At 65.6% G+C, this 20,598-nt stretch carries 13 protein-coding genes; 5 read left to right on the top strand and 8 right to left on the bottom strand.

Going from position 1 to position 20,598, the window contains the following annotated elements:
- Positions 1 to 151 precede the first annotated feature (151 nt).
- Complete coding sequence (locus CAG44_RS26090) at positions 152 to 1,477, top strand: MFS transporter (RefSeq protein WP_085693353.1); 1,326 nt, start codon at positions 152 to 154, stop codon at positions 1,475 to 1,477.
- 287 nt (positions 1,478 to 1,764) lie between these two features.
- Here CAG44_RS26090 and CAG44_RS26080 read toward each other — a convergent pair whose 3' ends face one another.
- The 3 genes from CAG44_RS26080 to CAG44_RS26070 all read right to left on the bottom strand — a co-directional run bounded on the left by CAG44_RS26080 (position 1,765) and on the right by CAG44_RS26070 (position 4,567).
- Positions 1,765 to 2,580, bottom strand: a complete 816-nt coding sequence (locus CAG44_RS26080; RefSeq protein ID WP_085693349.1) for a sugar phosphate isomerase/epimerase — start codon at positions 2,578 to 2,580, stop codon at positions 1,765 to 1,767.
- Between the two features lie 17 nt (positions 2,581 to 2,597).
- The gene (locus CAG44_RS26075; RefSeq protein WP_085693347.1) at positions 2,598 to 3,650 is read right to left on the bottom strand and encodes a Gfo/Idh/MocA family protein; all 1,053 of its coding nucleotides are present in this window, start codon (positions 3,648 to 3,650) and stop codon (positions 2,598 to 2,600) included.
- A 140-nt stretch (positions 3,651 to 3,790) separates the two neighbouring features.
- Entirely contained in the window at positions 3,791 to 4,567 is a 777-nt protein-coding gene (locus CAG44_RS26070; protein WP_023662480.1) for an IclR family transcriptional regulator, read from the bottom strand.
- Between the two features lie 194 nt (positions 4,568 to 4,761).
- On the opposite strand from CAG44_RS26070, the gene CAG44_RS26065 reads away from it, so the two are divergent.
- Positions 4,762 to 6,474, top strand: coding sequence for an FAD-dependent oxidoreductase (locus tag CAG44_RS26065; protein ID WP_085693345.1), 1,713 nt, complete (start codon positions 4,762 to 4,764; stop codon positions 6,472 to 6,474).
- A gap of 449 nt (positions 6,475 to 6,923) precedes the next feature.
- Here CAG44_RS26065 and CAG44_RS26060 read toward each other — a convergent pair whose 3' ends face one another.
- From CAG44_RS26060 to CAG44_RS26045, 4 genes are all read right to left on the bottom strand, one after another.
- Positions 6,924 to 9,827, bottom strand: coding sequence for an HD domain-containing phosphohydrolase (locus CAG44_RS26060; protein ID WP_085693343.1), 2,904 nt, complete (start codon positions 9,825 to 9,827; stop codon positions 6,924 to 6,926).
- Between the two features lie 316 nt (positions 9,828 to 10,143).
- A complete protein-coding gene (locus CAG44_RS26055) occupies positions 10,144 to 11,637 on the bottom strand; it encodes an aldehyde dehydrogenase (RefSeq protein ID WP_085693341.1) in 1,494 nt (497 codons plus the stop codon).
- Between the two features lie 148 nt (positions 11,638 to 11,785).
- On the bottom strand, positions 11,786 to 13,168 hold the full coding sequence (locus tag CAG44_RS26050; RefSeq protein WP_025338659.1) for an aspartate aminotransferase family protein: 1,383 nt from the start codon (positions 13,166 to 13,168) through the stop codon (positions 11,786 to 11,788).
- A 42-nt stretch (positions 13,169 to 13,210) separates the two neighbouring features.
- Positions 13,211 to 14,053, bottom strand: coding sequence for a helix-turn-helix transcriptional regulator (locus tag CAG44_RS26045; protein WP_075044859.1), 843 nt, complete (start codon positions 14,051 to 14,053; stop codon positions 13,211 to 13,213).
- 281 nt (positions 14,054 to 14,334) lie between these two features.
- On the opposite strand from CAG44_RS26045, the gene CAG44_RS26040 reads away from it, so the two are divergent.
- From CAG44_RS26040 to CAG44_RS26025, 3 genes are all read left to right on the top strand, one after another.
- Positions 14,335 to 15,714, top strand: a complete 1,380-nt coding sequence (locus CAG44_RS26040; protein WP_025338657.1) for an APC family permease — start codon at positions 14,335 to 14,337, stop codon at positions 15,712 to 15,714.
- Positions 15,715 to 16,005: 291 nt separating this feature from the next.
- Complete coding sequence (locus CAG44_RS26035) at positions 16,006 to 17,586, top strand: aldehyde dehydrogenase (NADP(+)) (RefSeq protein WP_085693339.1); 1,581 nt, start codon at positions 16,006 to 16,008, stop codon at positions 17,584 to 17,586.
- A gap of 224 nt (positions 17,587 to 17,810) precedes the next feature.
- Positions 17,811 to 19,184: an 8-oxoguanine deaminase gene (locus CAG44_RS26025; RefSeq protein WP_025338655.1), complete on the top strand. Its 1,374-nt coding sequence runs from the start codon at positions 17,811 to 17,813 to the stop codon at positions 19,182 to 19,184.
- A gap of 60 nt (positions 19,185 to 19,244) precedes the next feature.
- On the opposite strand, the gene CAG44_RS26020 is transcribed toward CAG44_RS26025, so the two are convergent.
- Positions 19,245 to 19,736, bottom strand: coding sequence for a GNAT family N-acetyltransferase (locus tag CAG44_RS26020; protein WP_085693337.1), 492 nt, complete (start codon positions 19,734 to 19,736; stop codon positions 19,245 to 19,247).
- Positions 19,737 to 20,598: the final 862 nt, after the last annotated feature.

Here is a 20,598-nt window from a genome sequence, read left to right as displayed (position 1 = left end):
CGTTCGGTAACCGAACACTAGCCCTTCCCTTCAATTGACGCTGCCGCCTTCACTGCTCACCATGCACCGGCCTTGCGTGCCCCCCTGCCTGGGAACCGGTCACGTACTCGTAGCACCGCAGCTGAATACAATTTCAAGAATCGAGCAGTTTATGAACCACTCCAAGATCACCCCCGCCGCCCCCCGGATGCCCCAGGGTTCGATCGGCGACAAGCTTCGCGGCGCCTTCGGCGTCGGCAAGACCCGTTGGGGCATGCTCGCCCTGGTGTTCTTCGCCACCACCCTGAACTACATCGACCGTGCCGCGCTCGGCATCATGCAGCCCGTCCTGGCCAAGGAAATGAGCTGGACGGCCATGGACTACGCCAACATCAACTTCTGGTTCCAGGTCGGCTATGCGGTCGGCTTCCTGCTGCAAGGCCGGCTGATCGACAAGGTCGGGGTAAAACGCGCGTTCTTCTTCGCCGTGCTGCTGTGGAGCCTGGCCACCGGCGCTCACGGCCTGGCCACCTCGGCCGCTGGCTTCATGGTCTGCCGCTTCATCCTCGGCCTGACCGAGGCCGCCAACTACCCGGCCTGCGTGAAGACCGTGCGCCTGTGGTTCCCGGCTGGCGAACGGGCCATCGCCACCGGCCTGTTCAACGCCGGCACCAACGTCGGCGCCATGGTCACGCCGGCCCTGCTGCCGCTGATTCTGGCCGTGTGGGGCTGGCAGGCCGCGTTCATCGCCATGGGCAGCCTGGGCCTGGTGTGGGTGGTGCTGTGGGTGCTGAAGTACTACAACCCTGAAGATCACCCGCGCGTGCGCCAGAGCGAGGTGGAGTACATCCAGCAGGATGACGAGCCCGAGCCGACCCGCGTGCCGTTCAGCCGCATCCTGCGCCTGCGTGGCACCTGGGCGTTCGCGGTGGCCTACGCGATTACCGCACCGGTGTTCTGGTTCTACCTGTACTGGCTGCCACCGTTCCTCAACCAGCAATACAGCCTGGGCATCAACGTGACCCAGATGGGTATCCCGCTGATCATCATCTGGCTGACGGCAGACTTCGGCAGCATCGGCGGCGGCATCCTGTCTTCCTGGCTGATCGGCCGTGGCGTGCGCGCTACCACGGCGCGGCTGGTGTCGATGCTGATCTTCGCCTGCACCATGGTCAGCGTCACCTTTGCCGCCAACGCCAGTGGCCTGTGGGTCGCGGTGGCGGCCATCTCGCTGGCGGTGGGTGCACACCAGGCGTGGACGGCGAATATCTGGAGCCTGGTGATGGACTACACGCCCAAGCACCTGGTGAGCACGGTGTTCGGTTTCGGCAGCATGTGCGCTGCGATTGGCGGGATGTTCATGACGCAGATCGTCGGTAGCGTGCTGACCGCTACCAACAACAACTATGCCGTGTTGTTCACCATGATCCCGGCGATGTACTTCCTGGCGCTGGTGTGGATGTACTTCATGGCGCCACGCAGGATCGAGAGCGCCTGAACACGCTAGCCACTTACCTCTACGGGGCCCTTGCGGGCCCTTTTTTTATCAATCTGATGAACGCACTGTGTGGGGTCGCGCCTGAGTCAAGACATGCGCTGTACCTGTGGGAGCGGCTTCAGCCGCGAAGAATCCAACGCGGTGCCTGGCACCGGCTGCGCCGGTGTTCGCGGCTAAAGCCGCTCCCACAAGGGCTCCACAGGGCTCAAGCCATGCGCTGTACCTGTAGGAGCGGGCGTGCCCGCGAACACGGGCGATAGCCCGTGCCATGCGCCGCGTACTATCAATCAGACTCTGGCCAGTACTGCCATGGCCTTCTCCAGCGCCATGCGCGCACGCTGTTCGCCGCTTATGCCCTGTTCCAGCAACTGCCGCGTGGGGATCTCCAGGCTCAACGGCACACTTGGCGGCAAGCCGCGCAGCAGGCCGACCAGATCGGCATCGCCCTCGCCCGGGAAGCGCCGCTCGTTGCGTGCCTGGCGCAGGATCTCGTCCATGTCGGCCGGCACCGGGCCGGCAACGTCGCACAGCTGGGCATAACGCATGCGCTGCGGCGCCAGTTGTGCCAGATCGTCCAGCGAAGAGCCGGAGCGGTTGAAGTGGAAGGCATCCACCAGCACACAGCCATTGGCGCGGTCAGCATTGGCCACCACCCGCATGGCCTGGCGCAGGTCACGCACATCAGTCCAGGGCATGAACTCCAGATGCGGATGAATGCCATACCCCGCCGCCAGGTCACACAACGCAGCAAAGCGCTCGGTCAGCCGCACTTCATCCGGGTCGTTGCCAGCCACCAGCAGCTCCGTGCCGCCCAGCTCGGCGCCCACCGCCAGGATCGGCTCGAAATCGGCTACACAGTTTTCCGGCTTCAGCCTCAGGATCTCGAGGTCGAGCACCTTGATGCCCGTGTCGCGCAGGCGCGCCTGGGTCTGCCGGCGCAGGCCGGCATCGGCCACCAGCGGGAAATGCTGTTCCTGCTCGGTGGCGGGCACCAGGCGCAGGCCAACGTGGCTGTAACCGGCGCGGGCTGCTGCCTCGACCATGTCCGGCGGGGACAGCTCGAGTACCGTCAGGGCCGCCAGGGAGAAAATTCGTTCAGTCATTATCGTCACCAGACAAGTCAAGCAATGTGCTCGGGCGCACAGGCCCGGCCAGTTTCCGCTGCCTGGCGGATCGCCTCGATCAGCGCCAGGGTACGGCCACCATCGGCGGCATCGATCAGCGGCGTCTGTTCACCCCGGGCAACCCGCACGAAGTGTTGCAGCTGCAACGTCAATGCCTCGCCGGCGGGGATGCTTTCCTCGCTCTGCAACAACGGCGTGTGCCAGCCCGACCCGACCTCGGCGTAGTGCCAGCGCTTGAGTTGCGGAATGCTCAGCGCTCCCTGGGTGCCGGCCAGCAGGTAGCACGGCTGGCCATCCTGGCGCGGGTAGACCGGGCTTTCGCCAGAGTCCAGCTCCCAGCTCCACGGCGCGGCCACCGCGTCGGAGCCAGTCAGGCTGCCCAATGCGCCATTGGCGAATTGCAGTAACACCGCGGCGCTGTCTTCGTTGGCAAAACCGCGCACATCGTTGCGGGTGAATGCCTGCACCTGTACCACCTCGCCGCACAGGTGGCGCAGCAGGTCGAGGTCATGGATCAGGTTGGTCAGCAAGAAGCCAGCGCCCGGCTCGCGGCGCCAGGGGGTTTCGAAATAGCTGTCGGGCTTTTGCAATTGCCACAGTGCGGTGACGTTGATCAGCCGGCCCAGCTTGCCATCGGCAATCACCTCGTGAGCCTTGGCGATCAGCGGGTTGTGCCGGCGGTGATGGCCGACCAGCACCGGCACATTGTGGCGGCGCGAGGCTTCCACCAGCGCGCGGACTTCATCCAGGTGCACGCCCACCGGTTTTTCGACCAGCACCGGCACACCGGCCTCGACGCAGTCCAGGGCGGTGGCGACATGCAGGTTGTTCGGGTTGGCGACGATCACTGCCTCGGGGCGCGCGTGCTCCAGCATCTGGCGGTGGTCGGCAAAACAGGGCACGCCGCATTCGGCGGCAAAGGCCTCGGCCTGCGGGCCCGGGTCGGCCACAGCGCACAGCTGGGCCTGCGGCACATTTAGCAAATGCTGGTAATGCTGGCGGCCCATGCTGCCGGCGCCGATCAAGGCAATACGAAGGGGTGCGTTCAACAGCCTGTCCTCTTGTCATTGTTGTAATGCAGATTCCGGAATCTGATTCCACAATCTACATTGAACAATTTAGAACCAGGTTCAGCTTTTCAGAAGAAGCCGCAGAACAGAGTGTGCGGTAATCGACCGGAAATGCACCTTCAGGCGAACAACTCACTGGCCCGGCTGGCCGCCGACAGTTCCTCTGCCGCCGCCAGCAACAGCGGTGCCAGTTCTGCCAGGCGGCTTTGCGCCAGGCGCGCACTGGGCCCGGCGATGCTGAGCACACCGATCACCTCGTCACTTTGCGGGCGGCGCACCACCGCAGCCAGGGCCGAGGTGCCAATGGCCGAGGTTTCCTCGACCCAGGCATAACCGCGCTCGCGAGCGCGGCGCAGGTAGCTGAGCAACTCGTCGGTGGAGCGCGGCGCATTCGGGCCGAACTGCGCCGGGTCGGCAATGCCCTGGCGCAATACCATCTGCAGCGCCTGCTCATCGTCCAGGCTGGCCAGCCAGGCATGCCCGGACGCGGTATAGAACAGCGGTGCGTCGCGGCCCATGTCCGGGTCGTAGCGCAGCCCGGAGCGGGCGCCCTGGGACTTGGCGATCCAGGTCTGGCGGGCACCGTCGATCACGCCAAGGCGCACCAGTTCGCCGCTGTCCTGGGCCAGGCGGTCAAGAATCGGCTGAATGATGTCGGCACCGCTGCTGGCCAGGTAACGGAAGCCCAGCGCCACCAGCTTGGCCGACAGCTGGTAGCGGCTGTTGTCCCGGTTCTGCCGCACATAGCCCAGCCGCACCAGCTCGGTGAGCATGCGATGGGTGGCGCTCTTGGGGATGTCCAGGCGCTCGGCCAGGGTTTGCAACGGCAGCCCTTGCGGCTCACCGGTAAGGCTTTCTACAAGACTGAAGGCGCGTTCGATCTGACTACCAGCCATGACACAGGTCCCTGAAATTTTTGCGAATTCTAGAAGATGATTCCATATCGCCGATAGCCGCCGCAGCCAGGGCGGCACGAACTGTCCGGTTATCGCCCATTACTTGCCCGGCAGGGCCGCCACACCCTTGCAGGCCGATTCGCTGCCAATAAGAATGTGGAACCTTGTTCCAATAACAATACAGGAATTCCGCAATGCCTTCCGCTCCCTACGAAACCGAATGCGATGTACTGGTCATAGGTTCTGGTGCCGCCGGGCTGGCTGCGGCCGTGACGGCTGCGTGGCATGGGCAGAAGGTGATCGTGGTGGAAAAGGAGCCAGTGTTCGGCGGCGCCACCGCCTGGTCCGGCGGCTGGGCCTGGGTGCCGCGCAACCCGCTGGCACGCCGGGCCGGTATCGAGGAAGACATCGAGCAGCCGCGTACCTACCTGCGCAATGAACTGGGGGCGTATTACAACGCCGAACGCGTCGACGCCTTCCTCGAAGCCTGCCCGCACATGGTGGCGTTTTTCGAAAAGCACACGGCGCTGCAGTTTGCCGACGGCAACGGCATCCCCGACATGCATGGCGACACACCGGGCGCGGCCCAGGGCGGGCACCAGGTGATTGCCGCGCCCTATGACGCCCGCGAGGTGGGTGCGCTGCTGCCACGCCTGCGCAAGACCATGCGCGAAACCTCGTTCATGGGCATGCCGATAATGGCGGGTGCCGACCTTGCCGCGTTCCTCAACATGACCCGCTCGCCCAAGGCCTTGCTGCACGTATGCAAACGCTTTGGCCGCCACCTGTACCACCTGGCCCGGTATGGCCGGGCGATGCACCTGGTCAACGGCGTGGCGCTGGTGGCCCGCCTGGCCAGGTCGGCGCAGGACCTGGGCGTGCGCCTGCAGGAGTCGGCACCGGCCAAACGCCTGCTGGTCGAGGATGGCCAGGTGCGGGGGGCGCTGGTGGCTACACCGCAGGGCGAGCAACTGATCCGTGCCAAGGCCGTGGTGCTCGCGGCGGGTGGTTTCCCCAACGACAACGCCCGCCGCCGGCAACTGTTCCCGCGCGATGCCAGCGGCCACGACAACCTGGCCCTGCCCCCCAAGGGTTGTTCGGGCGACGGCCTGCGCCTGGGCGAATCGGCCGGCGGTGTGGTCGCCACCGACCTGAAGTCGCCGGTGGCCTGGGCGCCGGTTTCGCGAGTGCCGCACCGCGACGGCAGTGTCGGCCACTTCCCGCACATCATCGAACGCGGCAAACCGGGCATCATCGGCGTGCTGGCCGACGGCAAGCGTTTCGTCAACGAAGCGCATGGCTATTACGACTATGTGTCAGCGATGGTCGCGGCGGTGCCGCAGGGCGAAGAGGTGTGTTCGTGGCTGATCTGTGACCACCGCTTCCTGCGTCGCTACGGCCTGGGCCACGCCCGCCCGGCGCCGCTGCCGGTGTGGCCGCACGTGCGCAGCGGCTATCTCAAGCAGGGTGCCACCCTCGAGCAGCTGGCCGAGGCCTGCGGCATCGACCCGGTAGGGCTGCGCGCCACGGTCAGCGACTTCAACAACCATGCCCGCAACGGCCAGGACCCAGCGTTCGGCCGTGGTTCCACACCGTTCAACCGCAAGCAGGGTGACCCGCAGCACAAGGGGCCAAACCCTTGCGTGGCGCCCATCGAGCATGGGCCGTTCTATGCGGTGAAGGTGCAGCCCGGCTGCTTTGGCACCTTTGCCGGGCTGCGCACCGACGGCAATGCCCGGGTGCTGGATGAGGCTGGGCAGCCGATTGCTGGCCTGTATGCGGCGGGTACCGACATGGCCAGCGTGTTTGGCGGCTGGTATCCGTCGGGTGGCATCAACCTGGGCCCGGCGCTGACCTTTGGCTATGTGGCCGGGCGGCATATTGCCGGGGCGCAGGAGTATGAATGAGGTGAGCGATCACTGATGGCCATGCCCTGTTCCTCATGGACGGCGCGATTCCTGTAGGAGCGGCCTTGTGTCGCGAAAGGGCCGCAAAGCGGCCCCGGCGTTTTTGCGGTGATGCACAGATCGTTGGGGGCGCTTCGCACCCCTTTCGCGACACAAGGCCGCTCCAGGAAACCGCGCCTTGGCCATCGCACTCAGGATTGGGTGTCTTCTGTTGTCATTGGTGAATCCCCTGAAATCTCTCGACTGCTTGCGCAGGCCCTTTCGCGGCACGCCCGCTCCCACAGGTACTGTGCAACTCTTGAGTACGGTGAAGATCCTGTGGGAGCGGGCGTGCCCGCGAAGAGGCCAGAGCAGGCAACACATTACTTCTGCCCTGGTGCAAAGTGCTTCGCCCATTGGGCATCTGCACCTGGATCAAGGTGTCTTCGAAGGAATGGGGAAGGAAGGGGCTAAATCTGATTTTTCGTTCTGGCTGGACAACGCATCTGCCCCAGCCAGTACGCCACATCCACCTCGTCGATCTGCTCGGTGCGCAGGAACCGCTCGGCATACTGGCGGTACACCCCGCTGCTGAGGAACAGCTCCAGCAGCTGGCCGTCGATGTGCCCGCCGCGGGCCATGCCCACCAGGATCTTCACCGACTCGGACAAGGTCTTCGGCGCCTTGTAGGGCCGGTCGGCCGCGGTCAGCGCCTCGAAGATGTCGGCAATCGCCATCACCCGCTCGGCAATACCCAGGTCCTGCTCGCCCAGCCGGCGCGGGTAGCCGCTACCGTCCATTTTCTCGTGGTGGTTGCCGGCGATGTCCGGCACCCGCTTGAGCTGGCGGGGGAACGGCAAGGAACTGAGCATGATGATGGTCTGCACGATGTGTTCGTTGATCTTGAAGCGTTCCTCATCATTCAGCGTGCCGCGGCGGATCGCCAGGTTGTACAGCTCGCCATAATTGCTGGCACAGGCCGGCAAGCGCATGTCGAAGCCCCAGCGGTTGCGCGGGTCGCCCTTGACCACCGGTGGCTTGCGGGGGCCCCAGGGCACGCAATGCTCAGGGCGGTCGGCCAGCAGTGGTTCGTCAACCGGTAGCGCAGCCGCAGGCACGTCGGCAAAGCGCTCCACCTCATCACGGGAGATGCCCAGGCGGTTGTCGAAATGGCGCTGCCAGCGGTGCTGGCCAATCTGCTGCAGGCGTTCGATGTCGGCGTCCTGCATGAACTCGCCGCCGATGTTGGCCTGGGCGACGAAGGCGAAGTCGTCCTGCAGCTGGGCCTGGCTGCGCGCCAGGGTGGCTTGCAGCGCCTGCTGGTCGCCACCGCTGGCCAGGCCTTGCCAATAGGCCAGCTCGGCATCCCGCCAGAGCACCTCGAAACGCATGCGTACCTCGTGGATACGGTTGTACAAGGTTTCCAGCTTGGTCGCCTTGTCCACCACATACTCGGGGCTGGTGACCTTGCCGCAGTCGTGCAGCCAGGCCGCCACGTGGAATTCGTAGCGTTCAGCCGCGGTCATGCTGAAGCTGGCGTACGGGCCGGTTTCGGCCGCCACCGCCTGGTCCAGCAGCATCTGCGCCAGTTGTGGCACCCGCTCGCAATGGCCGCCGGTATAAGGGCTCTTGGCATCGATGGCATCGGCCAGCAGCTTGATCATGGCATCCAGCAGGCGTTGCTGGGCTTCGACCAGCTGGCGTGTCTCGATGGCCACCGCCACCACCCCGGACAATTCGGCAACAAAGCTGCGGAACGGCTGGCCTGTCTGCTCGTGTACAGGCCCATCGCCCAGTTGCAGGACCAGGATGCCCAGCAACGCCTGGCTACGGTCATTCAACACCAAGGCCATGCTGCCCTCATGCAGGCCGAGGGCCTGGGTCACCGCCGTGGCCAGGTGCTGCTGGGCAGCTTCATCCACGGCCAGCTCGCCAGGGTACTGCTCGCCACGGCAGGCGGCGGCCAGGCGCAGCAAGGCATGTTCGGCATCGAACAGGTAAACCACGCCGGCATTGACCCCGGCGGCTTCCACCAGATGGGTCAACACACCGTCGAGCATGCGCTCCAGGTCGCGCTCGCGGCTGAGCGTGAGGGTAATCGCCTGGAAGCTGCGGATGGTGCCGGACATGCGGCCAAGCACGCGGCTCAGCTCACGCACCTCGGACACCCGCGAGCGCACTCCGACTTCGCGGCTGAAATCAAAACCCGCCACGCCTTGCAACTGTTCGGCCAGCAGCCGCAACGGGCGGCCGATGCGCCGGCCGAGCACACCACCGAGCACCAGCAGCACGGTTATCAGGGCGGCGGTCCAGAGCAACTGTTCGAGCAGTACCTTGCGCGCACCGGCCAGCAACTCATGGCCTGGCACGGCAATCAGCACCTGCAGGTCCTGCCCGGCCAGGTTGGTCAGTTGCACGCGCATGCCATACCAGGTCTGGCCGTCCACCTGATAAGGCTGCGGGCGGGTGCCTTGCGGCAGGTCGGCGTAAAGGTGCTCCAGGCTGGGGATGCCCAGTTCGCCGATGCGCGACAAGCGCACGGCCTGCCCTTCGTGCACGATTACCCGCTGCAGGTCCGGGTAGGCCACCACGCTGCCCTGGTCGTCGACCACGACGATCTCGGTGCCGGGGGTCATGCGCAGGCCCTGGGTCTCGCTGGCCAGGTCGTCGACCGAAACGTCCATGCCGATCACCGCCCCGCCGTCGACACTGCGCTGGGCCATGGTCAGGCCGATCTCGCGGGTGGTGAAGAACACATAGGGATGGGTCAGCACCGTGGTGGGTTGGGCGCTGGCTTCGACAAACCACGGGCGCGTGCGCGGGTCGTAGCGGTATTCGGGCTTGGCCTGGGCCTGCAGCAGGTTCAGCGCGTGGTCGTAGAAGCGCCATTCACCCTGCACCGCCCCGCCCTCACGGCTGACGCTCTGCACCAGGAACACGGTGCCCGGCGGCGCGGCGAAACGCTGCAGCAACTGCGGGTCGCGCAAGCGGCGCACCAGCAGGAACTCACCACTGGGGTAACCCATGTAGGCAGCACTGAGCATGCGGTTGGCGTCCAGCGTCTCGACCAGTTGCGGCAAGCGTTCCAGGCGCTGCGCCGGGGTTTGCGCGGCCGGGTTGTGGGCGAGCAGGCGGATACTGCTGTGCACCGGGTCTATCAGGCGACGGGCGCGCTCGTCGATGGTCTTGCCTATTTGCTGGGCAGAATCACCTGCTGCGGCCACCAAGGTCTGGCGAATGCCGTGATAGCCCTGCCAGGCCAGGGCGGCGCCGAGCAGCAACATGCCCAGCACGATGGCGAGTGCTACCAGCCACTGCAGTGAAATGCCACGTCCGGCGTTGCCAGCAGCACGACCATTCGACACGCAGCCCATCTCAGGTACTCCATGTATGGCGGTTTGACGGGGCAGCCAGGACGATCATGCAGGCCGAAGCCATTCGCAGGCAGCGAGACGGGGGCGTGGTGGCACATAGCCCAGCCCCATCTTGGCAGCAGTGTAGAGCGGAGCCGAGCTTTCTGCCGGGTTGGCAAGGAAAATTAACGGAACGCCATGAATGATCCGGATACCGCGTCGCCTGCTTCGCGGGCTTGCCCGCTCCCACAGGGACCGCGCAGCACCGGAGCCAGTGCAGTACCTGTGGGAGCGGGCGAGCCCGCGAAACAGGCGACGCGGTGCAAGACCGGATGTATCAGGCGCGCAACTGGTACCAGGTGGTCTTGAGCTGCGAATACTTGTCGAACGAATGCAGCGACAGGTCGCGGCCAAACCCGGACTGCCTGCCGCCGCCGAACGGCACCGTCACGTCCAGCGCATCGACCGTGTTCACCGACACGGTGCCGGCCTTCAACGCCCGCGCCACGCGGTGCACCTGGTTGAAGTCATCGCTCCACACCGACGCCGCCAGCCCATAGATGCTGTCGTTGGCCAGGCGCACGGCCTGCTCTTCACTGTCGAAGGCACTGACCGCCAGCACCGGCCCGAATACCTCTTCCCGCGCCAGGCTCATACGGCCATCGACACCGGCAAAAATGGTCGGCTCGATGTAATTGTCCGAGCCGTCGATGGTCAGGCGCCGGCCACCACACACCAACCGCGCCCCGTCCTGCCCGGCACGGGCGATGGCGGTTTCGATCCGGCCGGTCTGCCCGGCATCCACAATGGCACCGGCACGGCTCGCCGGGTCCAGCGGGTTGCCTGGCAGCCACTGGCGGGCCTTGGCCTGCAGGCGCTCGATGAACTCGTCATGGATGGAGCGCTGCACGTACAGCCGCGAGTTGGCCGAGCACACCTCACCCTGGTTGAAGAAGATACCGAATGCCGCCTTTTCCGCAGCCAGGTCCAGGTCCTGGCAGTTTTCGAACACCAGGTTGGGGCTCTTGCCGCCGCACTCCAGCCATACCTGCTTGAGGTTGGACTGTGCCGAGTACTGCATGAAGTACTTGCCCACCTGGGTGGAGCCGGTAAACACCAGGCAATCCACATCCGGGTGCAGGCCCAGCGCCTGCCCGGCCTGCTCGCCCAGGCCCGGCACCACGTTCAGCACGCCTTCCGGCACACCGGCCTGCAGCGCCAGCTGGGCCAGGCGCAGGGCCGAGAACGGTGATTGCTCGGCGGGCTTGAGCACCACGCTGTTGCCGGCAGCCAGCGCCGGGGCGAGCTTCCAGGCGGCCATGTCGAGCGGGAAATTCCACGGCACCACGGCGGCGACCACGCCGAGGGCTTCGCGGGTGATGGTGGCCAGCGCGTTGGGCGCGGTGGGTGCCACCTGGTCGTACAGCTTGTCCAGCGCCTCGCCGTACCAGGCAAACACCTGCGCCGAGCCCGGCACATCGATGTTGTAGGCGTCCATGACCGGCTTGCCCATGTTCAGCGAGTCGAGCAGGGCCAGTTCTTCGCGATGGGCCATGATCAGCTCGGCCAGGCGCAGCAGCACTTTCTTGCGCTCGCCCGGGGCCATGCGCGGCCATGGGCCTTGTTCGAAAGCCCTGCGGGCGCTGGCGACGGCCAGGTCGACCTCGGCCTGGCCGCAGGCGGTGACCTGGGCCAGCACCTTGTTGGTAGCGGGGTTGACGGCGACGAAGGTGGCGCCGCCCTGTGCGTTGACGGGCTTGCCGTCGATCAGTGCATTGGCCGGGAGGTAGAGGTCCGAGGCACGTTGTTGCCAGAATTCGAGGGTGTACATTTGTACTCCTGGTAGCTGTTGGAGCAATTTTCCTAGGGGCTACGCGGTTCCTGTGGGAGCGGGCGTGCCCGCGAATCAGGCGACACGGTGGATGGCACCGGCTTCGCCGGTGTTCGCGGGCTTGCCCGCTCCCACAGGGATCAGCGGTCTAGAGCTTGCCGACCAGGCGCGCCGTGCGGTCCACGGCGATGCGGGTCTTCTCCACCAGCTCATCCAGCTCGCTGTGGTTGGCGATCAGCGCTGGTGCCATGATCATTCGGCCCAGGGTGGAGCGAATGATCACCCCTTCCTCGAAACCGAAGGTACGGCACTGCCATGCCAGGTCGTTCTCGTTGGCGAAGCGCTTGCGCGTCGGCTTGTGCTCGGCGAACTGCAGCGCCGCCACCAACCCGGCGCCCTGCACCTGGCCGATCAACGGGTGGTCGGCAAACACCTCGCGCAGGATGCGCTGCAGGTACGGCCCGGTGTCGTCCTTCACCTGGCGCACGATGCCTTCGTCACGCAGCGCCTTCAGGTTGGCGATGGCCACCGCCGCCGCCACCGGGTGGCCGGAATAGGTCAGGCCGTGGGCGAACACCCCGCCCCGCTCCACCAGCGCCTCGGCAATGCGCTTGCTCAGCACCAGGCCGCCCATGGGCACGTAGCCGCTGGTCAGGCCCTTGGCGATCGACAGGGTGTCAGGCTCGAAGCCGAAGTACTCGTGGGCGAACCATTCGCCAGTGCGGCCAAAGCCGCCGATCACTTCATCGGCGCACAGCAGCACGTCGTACTGGCGGCAGATACGCTGGATCTCGGGCCAGTAGCTTTCCGGCGGGAAGATCATGCCGCCCGCGCCCTGGAACGGCTCGGCGATAAAGCCGGCGACGTTCTCGGCACCCAGTTCGAGGATTTTCTCCTCCAGTTGCAGGGCGCAGCGGCGGCCGAACTCGGCCGGGGTCAGCTCGCCGCCCTCGGCGTACCAGTACGGTTCATCGATGTGCGCCACATCCGGAATCAACCCGCCCATTTCGTGCATGAACTTCATGCCACCCAGCGCCGTGGCGGCCAGGGTCGAGCCGTGGTAACCGTTCCAGCGGCCGATCATGATCTTCTTGTTCGGCTGGCCAACCACCTGCCAGTAGCGGCGCACGGTACGGATCAGCACCTCGTTGGCCTCGGAGCCGGAGTTGGTGTAGATCGCGTGGCTGTAGTGCCCCGGCAACAGGCTGAACAGCAGCTCGGACAGTTCGATCACCGCCGGGTGGGTGGTGTGGAAGAACATGTTGTAGTAGGCCAGCTGGTCCATCTGCGTGGCTGCGGCGGCGGTCAGGTCGCGGCGGCCGTAGCCGAGCTGGGTGCACCACAGGCCGGACATGCCGTCCAGGTAGCGCTTGCCCTCGCTGTCCCACAGGTGCAGGCGTTCGCCACCGACGATCACTCGCGGCCCTTCGGCGTTCAGCGCCTTCTGGTCGAGGAAGGCATGGATGTGGTGCGCGGCATCGGCTGCCTGGTAGTCACGGGTCTGGCGTTGCGGGGCGAAAGGCGCATTCATTGTTGGTTTTCCTTTGCGGTGGGGTTGCAGGGTGGCTTGCGCTCAGCGCAGCTTGCCCATGTAGCTTTCCAGCGGGTCCTTGCCCAGCACGCCCTGGGCATTGGCCAGCGCGTCGATGAACAGGGAGAACAGCTCGGACTGGGTACCGATGTCGAGCTTGGCGTAGACGTTCTTGCGGTGTGACTTGATGGTGTCCTCCGACACCCCCAGGCGCTCGGCCAGCGACTTGGTCGAGTGGCCACGCAGGATCAGCTGGGCGATACGGCACTCACGCTCGGTCAGCAGCGAGCTGCCGAAGTTGTTCAACGCCGCGTGGATGCGCTGCTCGAGGATGTTCTCGAAGCGCCCGGTGCGGCTGTCCAGCCCGGCGAAGTGCTTGCCGAGCACCGCCAGTACCCAGGGCGTGATACGCGCGAACAGCGCACGGGTTTGCCCATCGAGCTTGTCGGTGAACGCCAGCGATACCGCCAGGCTCTGCCCGGGCGCGACCTGCAGGATGTAGTTGAGCTCATCCTCCAGGTGCGAGTGCCGGTAGAACGACTGGTAGTACTCGCTGACCTCGAAGTGGTCGGGCGCCACTTCGAACAGGCCGTAGCAACCGGACTCGACCTGCTCCACACAGGCCCCGTAGAACGGGTCGAGCAGATAGAAGCCGGACAGGTAGCGGCTGACATTGCCCTCGGGCTGCCAGGGCGCCTTGTCGTCCTGCTCGAACAGCGCGCAGGGCATGCCGTCGTGCGGGTACAGGTACACCGTGGTCGCCTGGATCGGCCGAATCACGCCAAGCGCAGCAAACAGGGTGGCGGCAAAGCCGGGGCGGCCGATCGCCTCGGTGACCTTGGCCAGGTGCTCGAACCACTGTTGCGAAAGCAATTGATCAGTCACTGTGGGCCTGCCGTCTCAAGTAAAGGCACCGCCGCCAGTGCGGTGCGTCGTTGGCCAGATACTCCCATGGCACTGCAAACACCGAAATCACCCTTTGGGGTGAGCAGGCAAAGCCCCCTGCCGGCTCACCCCAAAGGGTGATTCCGGGTACCGGCGGGGTGTGGGAGCATCAACCCGCCCCAGCGCTGCGAGCCACCCGCTCGACCTCCTTGCACAACACCCACCGGTATCGAGCCCGCTCGCATACCGCGGCGTCCTGCATCCCTTTCCAGGAGTTAGCAATGCATACAACAACAAGTACAGCCCATAGCCCTGCACATAGCCCGTCGCAACCCACCGCCAGCAACGGCCGTTTCCGCAAGTCCATGGGGCTGCCCGCCCTGGTGCTGTTCGGCCTGGCCTACATGGTCCCCCTTGCAGTATTCACCACCTACGGGCTGGTCACCCAGATGACCAAGGGGCACCTGCCCACCGCCTACCTGCTGACCCTCGCCGCCATGCTGCTGACCGCCTACAGCTACGGCCGCATGGTCCAGGCCCACCCCTACTCCGGCTCGGTCTACACCTACACCCGCAAGGCCTTCGGCAGCCACATCGGCTTCATCGCCGGCTGGACCTTGCTGCTCGACTACATCTTCCTGCCGCTGCTCAGCTACCTGCTGATCGGCATCTACATGTCGGAGTACTTCCCGGCCATCCACGCCTGGGTGTGGGTGGCGGGCTCCATTGCCCTGGTCACCTTCCTCAACCTGATCGGCATCGAGTCGATCACCCGGGTGAACTGGATCCTGGTGGTGGTGCAACTGGTGTTCATCGTCGTGTTCGTCGCCCTGTCCATCCACAACCTCAGCGGGCAGGCGCAGCCGGTGTCGCTGCTGGCGCCGTTCCACCACGAAGGCTTCAGCGTGCCGTTGATCATGACCGGCGCCGCCGTGCTGTGCCTGTCGTTCCTGGGCTTCGATGCGGTCTCGACCATGGCCGAGGAAACCAGCAACCCCACCTACCGCATTCCCGTGGCGATCCTCGCCGTGTCGCTGATCGGCGGCATGTTGTTCCTGGTGGTGTCGTACTGCGCACAGATGGTGTTCCCTGACTGGGGCAGCTTCGCCGACCCGGACTCGGCGTCGGTGGACGTGATGCGCCGGGTCGGCGGCGAACTGCTGGTGACCGCCTTCACCGCCACTTACGTGGCCGGCTGCTTCGCCTCGGCCATGGTGTCCCAGGCCAGCGTGTCGCGGGTGCTGTTCGCCATGGGCCGCGACGGTGCGTTGCCGCGTGCGTTCGGCCAGCTGGTGACGAAAAAGCGCGTGCCGGCCACGGCCATCCTGCTGGTCAGCCTGCTGTCGCTGATTGCCTTGGTGATCAGCCTCGACACGGTGGCCAACATGATCAGCTTTGGCGCGCTGTTCGCCTTCTCGGCGGTGAACCTGGCCGTGGTCAAGCACTACCTGATCGACCACAAGCTGCGTGGTGGCCGCAACTACCTGCTGTATGGCGCCATTCCCGGCCTGGGCTTCCTCAGCACGCTGTGGCTGTGGAGCAGCCTGACCAGCCTGTCGTTCACCATCGGTTTGTGCTGGATGGGCATGGGCCTGGTGGTGCTGCTGGGGCTTACCCGGGCGTTCCGGGTGAAGCTGCCGGAGTTGCAGATGGCCGAGTGAAACAAACAGCGCCCCACCACCACCGCCTTGCCCAGACCTGGAAGCCTGCGCGGTCGTTGTGGGAGCGGGCGTGCCCGCGAACACCGGCAAAGCCGGTGCCATACACCGTGTCGGGCGCTTCGCGGGCGCGCCCGCTCCCACAGGGAATGGCACACGCTCGAACATTGTTCCTCAATAGCAGGCCACGCGATAACAGAACGTTATCACCTGATCCGCATTAATCATTATTCAGCACGCATTTCGCCCCCTACAGTCCCAGCCCAACGACTGTCATTGCCAACGGGAAACGAAATGTCCATCGAACATCGCCTGAACCACATCGCCGGCCAGCTCAGCGGCAACGGTGACGTGCTGCTGAACAGCGTCGACGCCCACACCGGCGAGCCACTGCCATACGCCTTCCACCAGGCGACCAGCGACGAAGTCGAAGCCGCCGTGCAGGCCGCCGAGGCTGCCTACCCGGCCTACCGCAGCACCAGCCCGGCACAGCGCGCCGCCTTCCTCGACGCCATCGCCAACGAGCTGGACGCACTGGGCGATGACTTCGTCCAGCATGTGATGCGCGAAACCGCGCTGCCCGAGGCACGCATCCGCGGTGAGCGCGCCCGCACCAGCAACCAGCTGCGCCTGTTCGCCGATGTGGTGCGCCGTGGCGATTTCCTCGGTGCGCGCATCGACCGTGCGCAGCCCGAGCGCACCCCGCTGCCACGCCCGGACCTGCGCCAATACCGCATCGGCGTCGGCCCGGTGGCTGTATTCGGTGCCAGCAACTTCCCGCTGGCCTTCTCCACCGCCGGCGGTGATACCGCCTCGGCGCTGGCGGCCGGCTGCCCGGTGGTGTTCAAGGCCCACAGCGGGCACATGCTGACCGCTGCCCACGTGGCCGCGGCCATTGACCGCGCGGTGGCCGGCTGCGGCATGCCTGCAGGCGTGTTCAACATGATCTATGGCGCCGGCGTGGGTGAAGCACTGGTCAAGCACCCGGCCATCCAGGCGGTCGGCTTCACCGGTTCGCTACGTGGCGGCCGCGCCCTGTGCGACATGGCGGCTGCGCGCCCGCAGCCGATCCCGGTGTTCGCCGAAATGAGCAGCATCAACCCGGTAATTGTCCTGCCCCAGGCCCTGCAGGCCCGTGGCGAGCAGGTAGCCGGCGAACTGGCCGCCTCGGTAGTGCTGGGTTGCGGGCAGTTCTGCACCAACCCGGGCCTGGTGGTGGGCATCAAGTCGCCGCAGTTCGAATGCTTCGTGCACACGCTGGTGGCGCGCATGGCCGACCAAGCACCGCAGACCATGCTCAACGCCGGCACCCTGCGCAGCTACCAGAGCGGTGTGCAGCACCTGCTGGCGCACCCTGGCATCCAGCACCTGGCCGGGCAGCCACAAGCCGGCACCCAGGCCCAGCCGCAGCTGTTCAAGGCGGATGTGAGCCTGCTGCTGGACAGCGACCCGCTGCTGCAGGAAGAAGTGTTCGGCCCGACCACCGTGGTGGTGGAAGTGGCCGATGCCCAGCAACTGGCCGAAGCGCTGCGCCACCTGCAAGGCCAGCTGACGGCCACCCTGATTGCCGAACCGGACGACCTGCGTGCCTTTGCCACGGTGGTGCCGCTGCTGGAGCGCAAGGCCGGGCGCCTGCTGCTGAACGGCTACCCGACCGGCGTAGAGGTATCGGACGCGATGGTGCATGGCGGGCCATACCCGGCCACCTCCGATGCCCGAGGCACTTCGGTCGGTACCTTGGCCATCGACCGCTTCCTGCGACCGGTGTGCTTCCAGAACTACCCGGATGCGCTGCTGCCGGATGCGCTGAAAAGTGCCAACCCGCTGGGGATTGCGCGGTTGGTGGATGGGGTGAGCAGCCGCGGGGCGGTTTGATCTGACATTGAGGTAGCCTGTACTGGCCTCTTCGCGGGCTCGCCCGCTCCCACAGGTACGGCACAGAATTCCAGAACTGTGCCGTACCTGTGGGAGCGGGCGAGCCCGCGAAGAGGCCGGCATAGGATTACCAGCCCTGTATACAATCCGCAAAAACCTTGCTTACAATGCCATGCGCCTATGACATCGGTAGTCGCCGATGCGTATTGCGACAGGCTTAAGCCATGTCATCTACAAATGCTCCAAGAACGCTACTGGTCAAGAACGCCGAACTTCTGGTCACCATGGACGGCGAACGCCGCGAGATCAGGAACGGCGGAATGTTCATCGAAGGCAACCTGATCCGCCAGGTCGGCCCCAGCGATACCCTGCCACAGCACGCCGATGTGGTGCTGGACATGGCCGGCAAGGTGGTCATCCCTGGCCTGGTCAACACCCACCACCACATGTACCAGAGCCTCACCCGCGTGGTGCCGGCAGCCCAGGACGGCGAGCTGTTCAACTGGTTGACCAACCTCTACCCGATCTGGGCACGCCTGACCCCCGAGATGATCGCGGTGTCGACCCAGACCGCCATGGCCGAACTGATCCTGTCCGGCTGCACCACCTCCAGCGACCACCTGTACATCTACCCCAACGGCTGCAAGCTCGACGACAGCATCCATGCCGCCGACGAGATCGGCATGCGCTTCCACGCCGCGCGCGGCAGCATGAGCGTGGGCCGTAGCCAGGGCGGCCTGCCGCCTGATTCGGTGGTGGAGAAGGAAGCCGACATCCTCAAGGAATCCCAGCGCCTGATCGAGGATTATCACGACGCCAGCCACGGCTCGATGCGCCGCATCGTGGTGGCGCCCTGCTCGCCGTTCTCGGTCAGCCGCGACCTGATGCGCGAAGCAGCCGTGCTGGCGCGCCAGTACGGGGTGTCGTTGCACACCCACCTGGCCGAGAACGTCAACGACATCGCCTACAGCCGCGAGAAGTTCGGCATGACCCCCGCCGAATATGCCGAAGACCTCGGCTGGGTCGGCCACGACGTGTGGCACGCCCACTGTGTGCAACTCGACCAACATGGCATCGAGCTGTTCGCCCGCACCGGCACGGGTGTCGCCCACTGCCCATGCTCGAACATGCGCCTGGCCTCGGGCATCGCCCCGGTGCGCAAGATGCGCGACCACGGGGTGCCGGTAGGCCTGGGGGTCGACGGTTCGGCATCCAACGACGGCGCCAGCATGATCGGTGAAGTGCGCCAGGCCTTGCTGCTGCAACGGGTGGGCTTCGGCCCCGACGCGATGACTGCACGCGAGGCGCTGGAAATTGCAACGCTCGGCGGTGCCAAGGTGCTCAACCGCAACGACATCGGCGCCCTGGCCCCAGGCATGGTGGCCGACTTCGTCGCCTTCGACCTCGGCCACGTAGCCTATGCCGGCGGCCACCACGACCCGTTGGCGGCGCTGGTGTTCTGCACCCCGACCCAGGTGCACACCAGTGTCATCAATGGCCGTGTGGTGGTGAAGGATGGCCAGTTGGCCACGGTCGACTTGCCACGGGTGCTGGAGCGCCACAACCAGTTGGCACGCCAGCTGGTCAGCGGCGAATAAGCAGCCATTCGGGGCCGCCTTGGCGGCCCATCGCCGGCAACGCTGCCGTGTCTTGCGAAATCAGAGGACCATGAGCATCTCATGCCAGGCCATGCCGCCGTGGTCCGACGGCGACGGTTTCACGTACTGATACCCCAGCTTCTGGTACAACGCCACATGCTGTTCCTTGCACATCAGGTGAATGGTCAGCTTGCCCGCCGCCTTCATGCGAGCGATGAATTCATCCATCAACTGCTTGGCGTAGCCTTTGCCCTGATGCGCCGGGTCCACCACCACCGACATGATCACCACGTTTGGCGCCGCCGGGTCATGCCCGACCAGCTCCTTGAATGCCTCGTCGGACATCACCACTTCGTGGGCACAGCCGCTGTTGATGAAACCAACGATCTCGCCCGCGTTATCCAGCACCAGGAAGCCCTGCGGATACTGCGCGATGCGGGTGCGGATCTTCTCCAGCGTGGCCGCCTCATCGCCTTCATAGGCACCGATCTCGATGGCGTAGCAGCGTTCGGCGTCGGCGGCTGTGGGGGTGCGAAACTGAGGGGCGCTCATGGCGGGTTTCCTTGGTAATGGCTAAAAACAGCCGCCATGGTAAATGAGCGCCGCTGCCACAGGTACAGCTTGTACCCGAAACCTGCGCAGTAACCGAACACATCCACCGCGTCGCCTGCTTCGCGGGCATGCCCGCTCCCACAGGTACGGCGCAGGCTTCGGGATCACGCTGTACCTGTAGGAGCGGCCGTGGCCGCGAACACCGGCGCAGCCGGTGCCATCCACCGCGTCGCCTGCTTCGCGGGTGAACCCGCTCCCACAGGTACGGCGCAGGCTTCGGGCTCGCGCTGCACCTGTAGGAGCGGCTTTAGCCGCGAACACCGGCAGAGCCGGTGCCATCCACCGCGTCGCCTGCTTCGCGGGTGAACCCGCTCCCACAGGTACGGCGCAGGCTTCGGGATCACGCTGTACCTGTGGGAGCGGCTTTAGCCGCGAACACCGGCAGAGCCGGTGCCATCCACCGCGTCGCCTGCTTCGCGGGTGAACCCGCTCCCACAGGTACGGCGCAGGCTTCGGGATCACGCTGTACCTGTGGGAGCGGCCGTGGCCGCGAACACCGGCGCAGCCGGTGCCATCCACCGCGTCGCCTGCTTCGCGGGCTTGCCCGCTCCCACAGGTACGGCGCCGGCTTTCGGGCTCACGCTGTACCTGTGGGAGCGGCTTTAGCCGCGAACACCGGCGAAGCCGGTGCCATCCACCGCGCCGCTTGCTTCGCGGGCATGCCCGATCCCACAGGTACGGCGCAGGCTTCGGGCTCGCGCTGTACCTAATGAAATGGTCCTCCCAGGACTCCCCAGTGAAAGCCTAAGCTTTCACTGGGGGATCTAACTGGAGATCGCCGTTATGAATACTCAAAATCTTG

Origin of the sequence: Pseudomonas sp. B13(2017), assembly GCF_002113245.1 — a bacterium.
Taxonomy (GTDB): domain Bacteria; phylum Pseudomonadota; class Gammaproteobacteria; order Pseudomonadales; family Pseudomonadaceae; genus Aquipseudomonas; species Aquipseudomonas putida_Z.
Note: the sequence above shows the minus strand (reverse complement) of the source record. Positions and strands in the feature narration are given on the sequence as shown.

Coding starts and splice junctions, on each gene's coding strand:
- CAG44_RS26055 (WP_085693341.1), bottom strand. CDS start 11,637: ATGTACACCCTCGAATTCTGGCAACAACGTGCCTCGGACCTCTACCTC.
- CAG44_RS26070 (WP_023662480.1), bottom strand. CDS start 4,567: ATGGCTGGTAGTCAGATCGAACGCGCCTTCAGTCTTGTAGAAAGCCTT.
- CAG44_RS26050 (WP_025338659.1), bottom strand. CDS start 13,168: ATGAATGCGCCTTTCGCCCCGCAACGCCAGACCCGTGACTACCAGGCA.
- CAG44_RS26040 (WP_025338657.1), top strand. CDS start 14,335: ATGCATACAACAACAAGTACAGCCCATAGCCCTGCACATAGCCCGTCG.
- CAG44_RS26080 (WP_085693349.1), bottom strand. CDS start 2,580: ATGACTGAACGAATTTTCTCCCTGGCGGCCCTGACGGTACTCGAGCTG.
- CAG44_RS26025 (WP_025338655.1), top strand. CDS start 17,811: ATGTCATCTACAAATGCTCCAAGAACGCTACTGGTCAAGAACGCCGAA.
- CAG44_RS26065 (WP_085693345.1), top strand. CDS start 4,762: ATGCCTTCCGCTCCCTACGAAACCGAATGCGATGTACTGGTCATAGGT.
- CAG44_RS26090 (WP_085693353.1), top strand. CDS start 152: ATGAACCACTCCAAGATCACCCCCGCCGCCCCCCGGATGCCCCAGGGT.
- CAG44_RS26035 (WP_085693339.1), top strand. CDS start 16,006: ATGTCCATCGAACATCGCCTGAACCACATCGCCGGCCAGCTCAGCGGC.
- CAG44_RS26020 (WP_085693337.1), bottom strand. CDS start 19,736: ATGAGCGCCCCTCAGTTTCGCACCCCCACAGCCGCCGACGCCGAACGC.
- CAG44_RS26060 (WP_085693343.1), bottom strand. CDS start 9,827: ATGGGCTGCGTGTCGAATGGTCGTGCTGCTGGCAACGCCGGACGTGGC.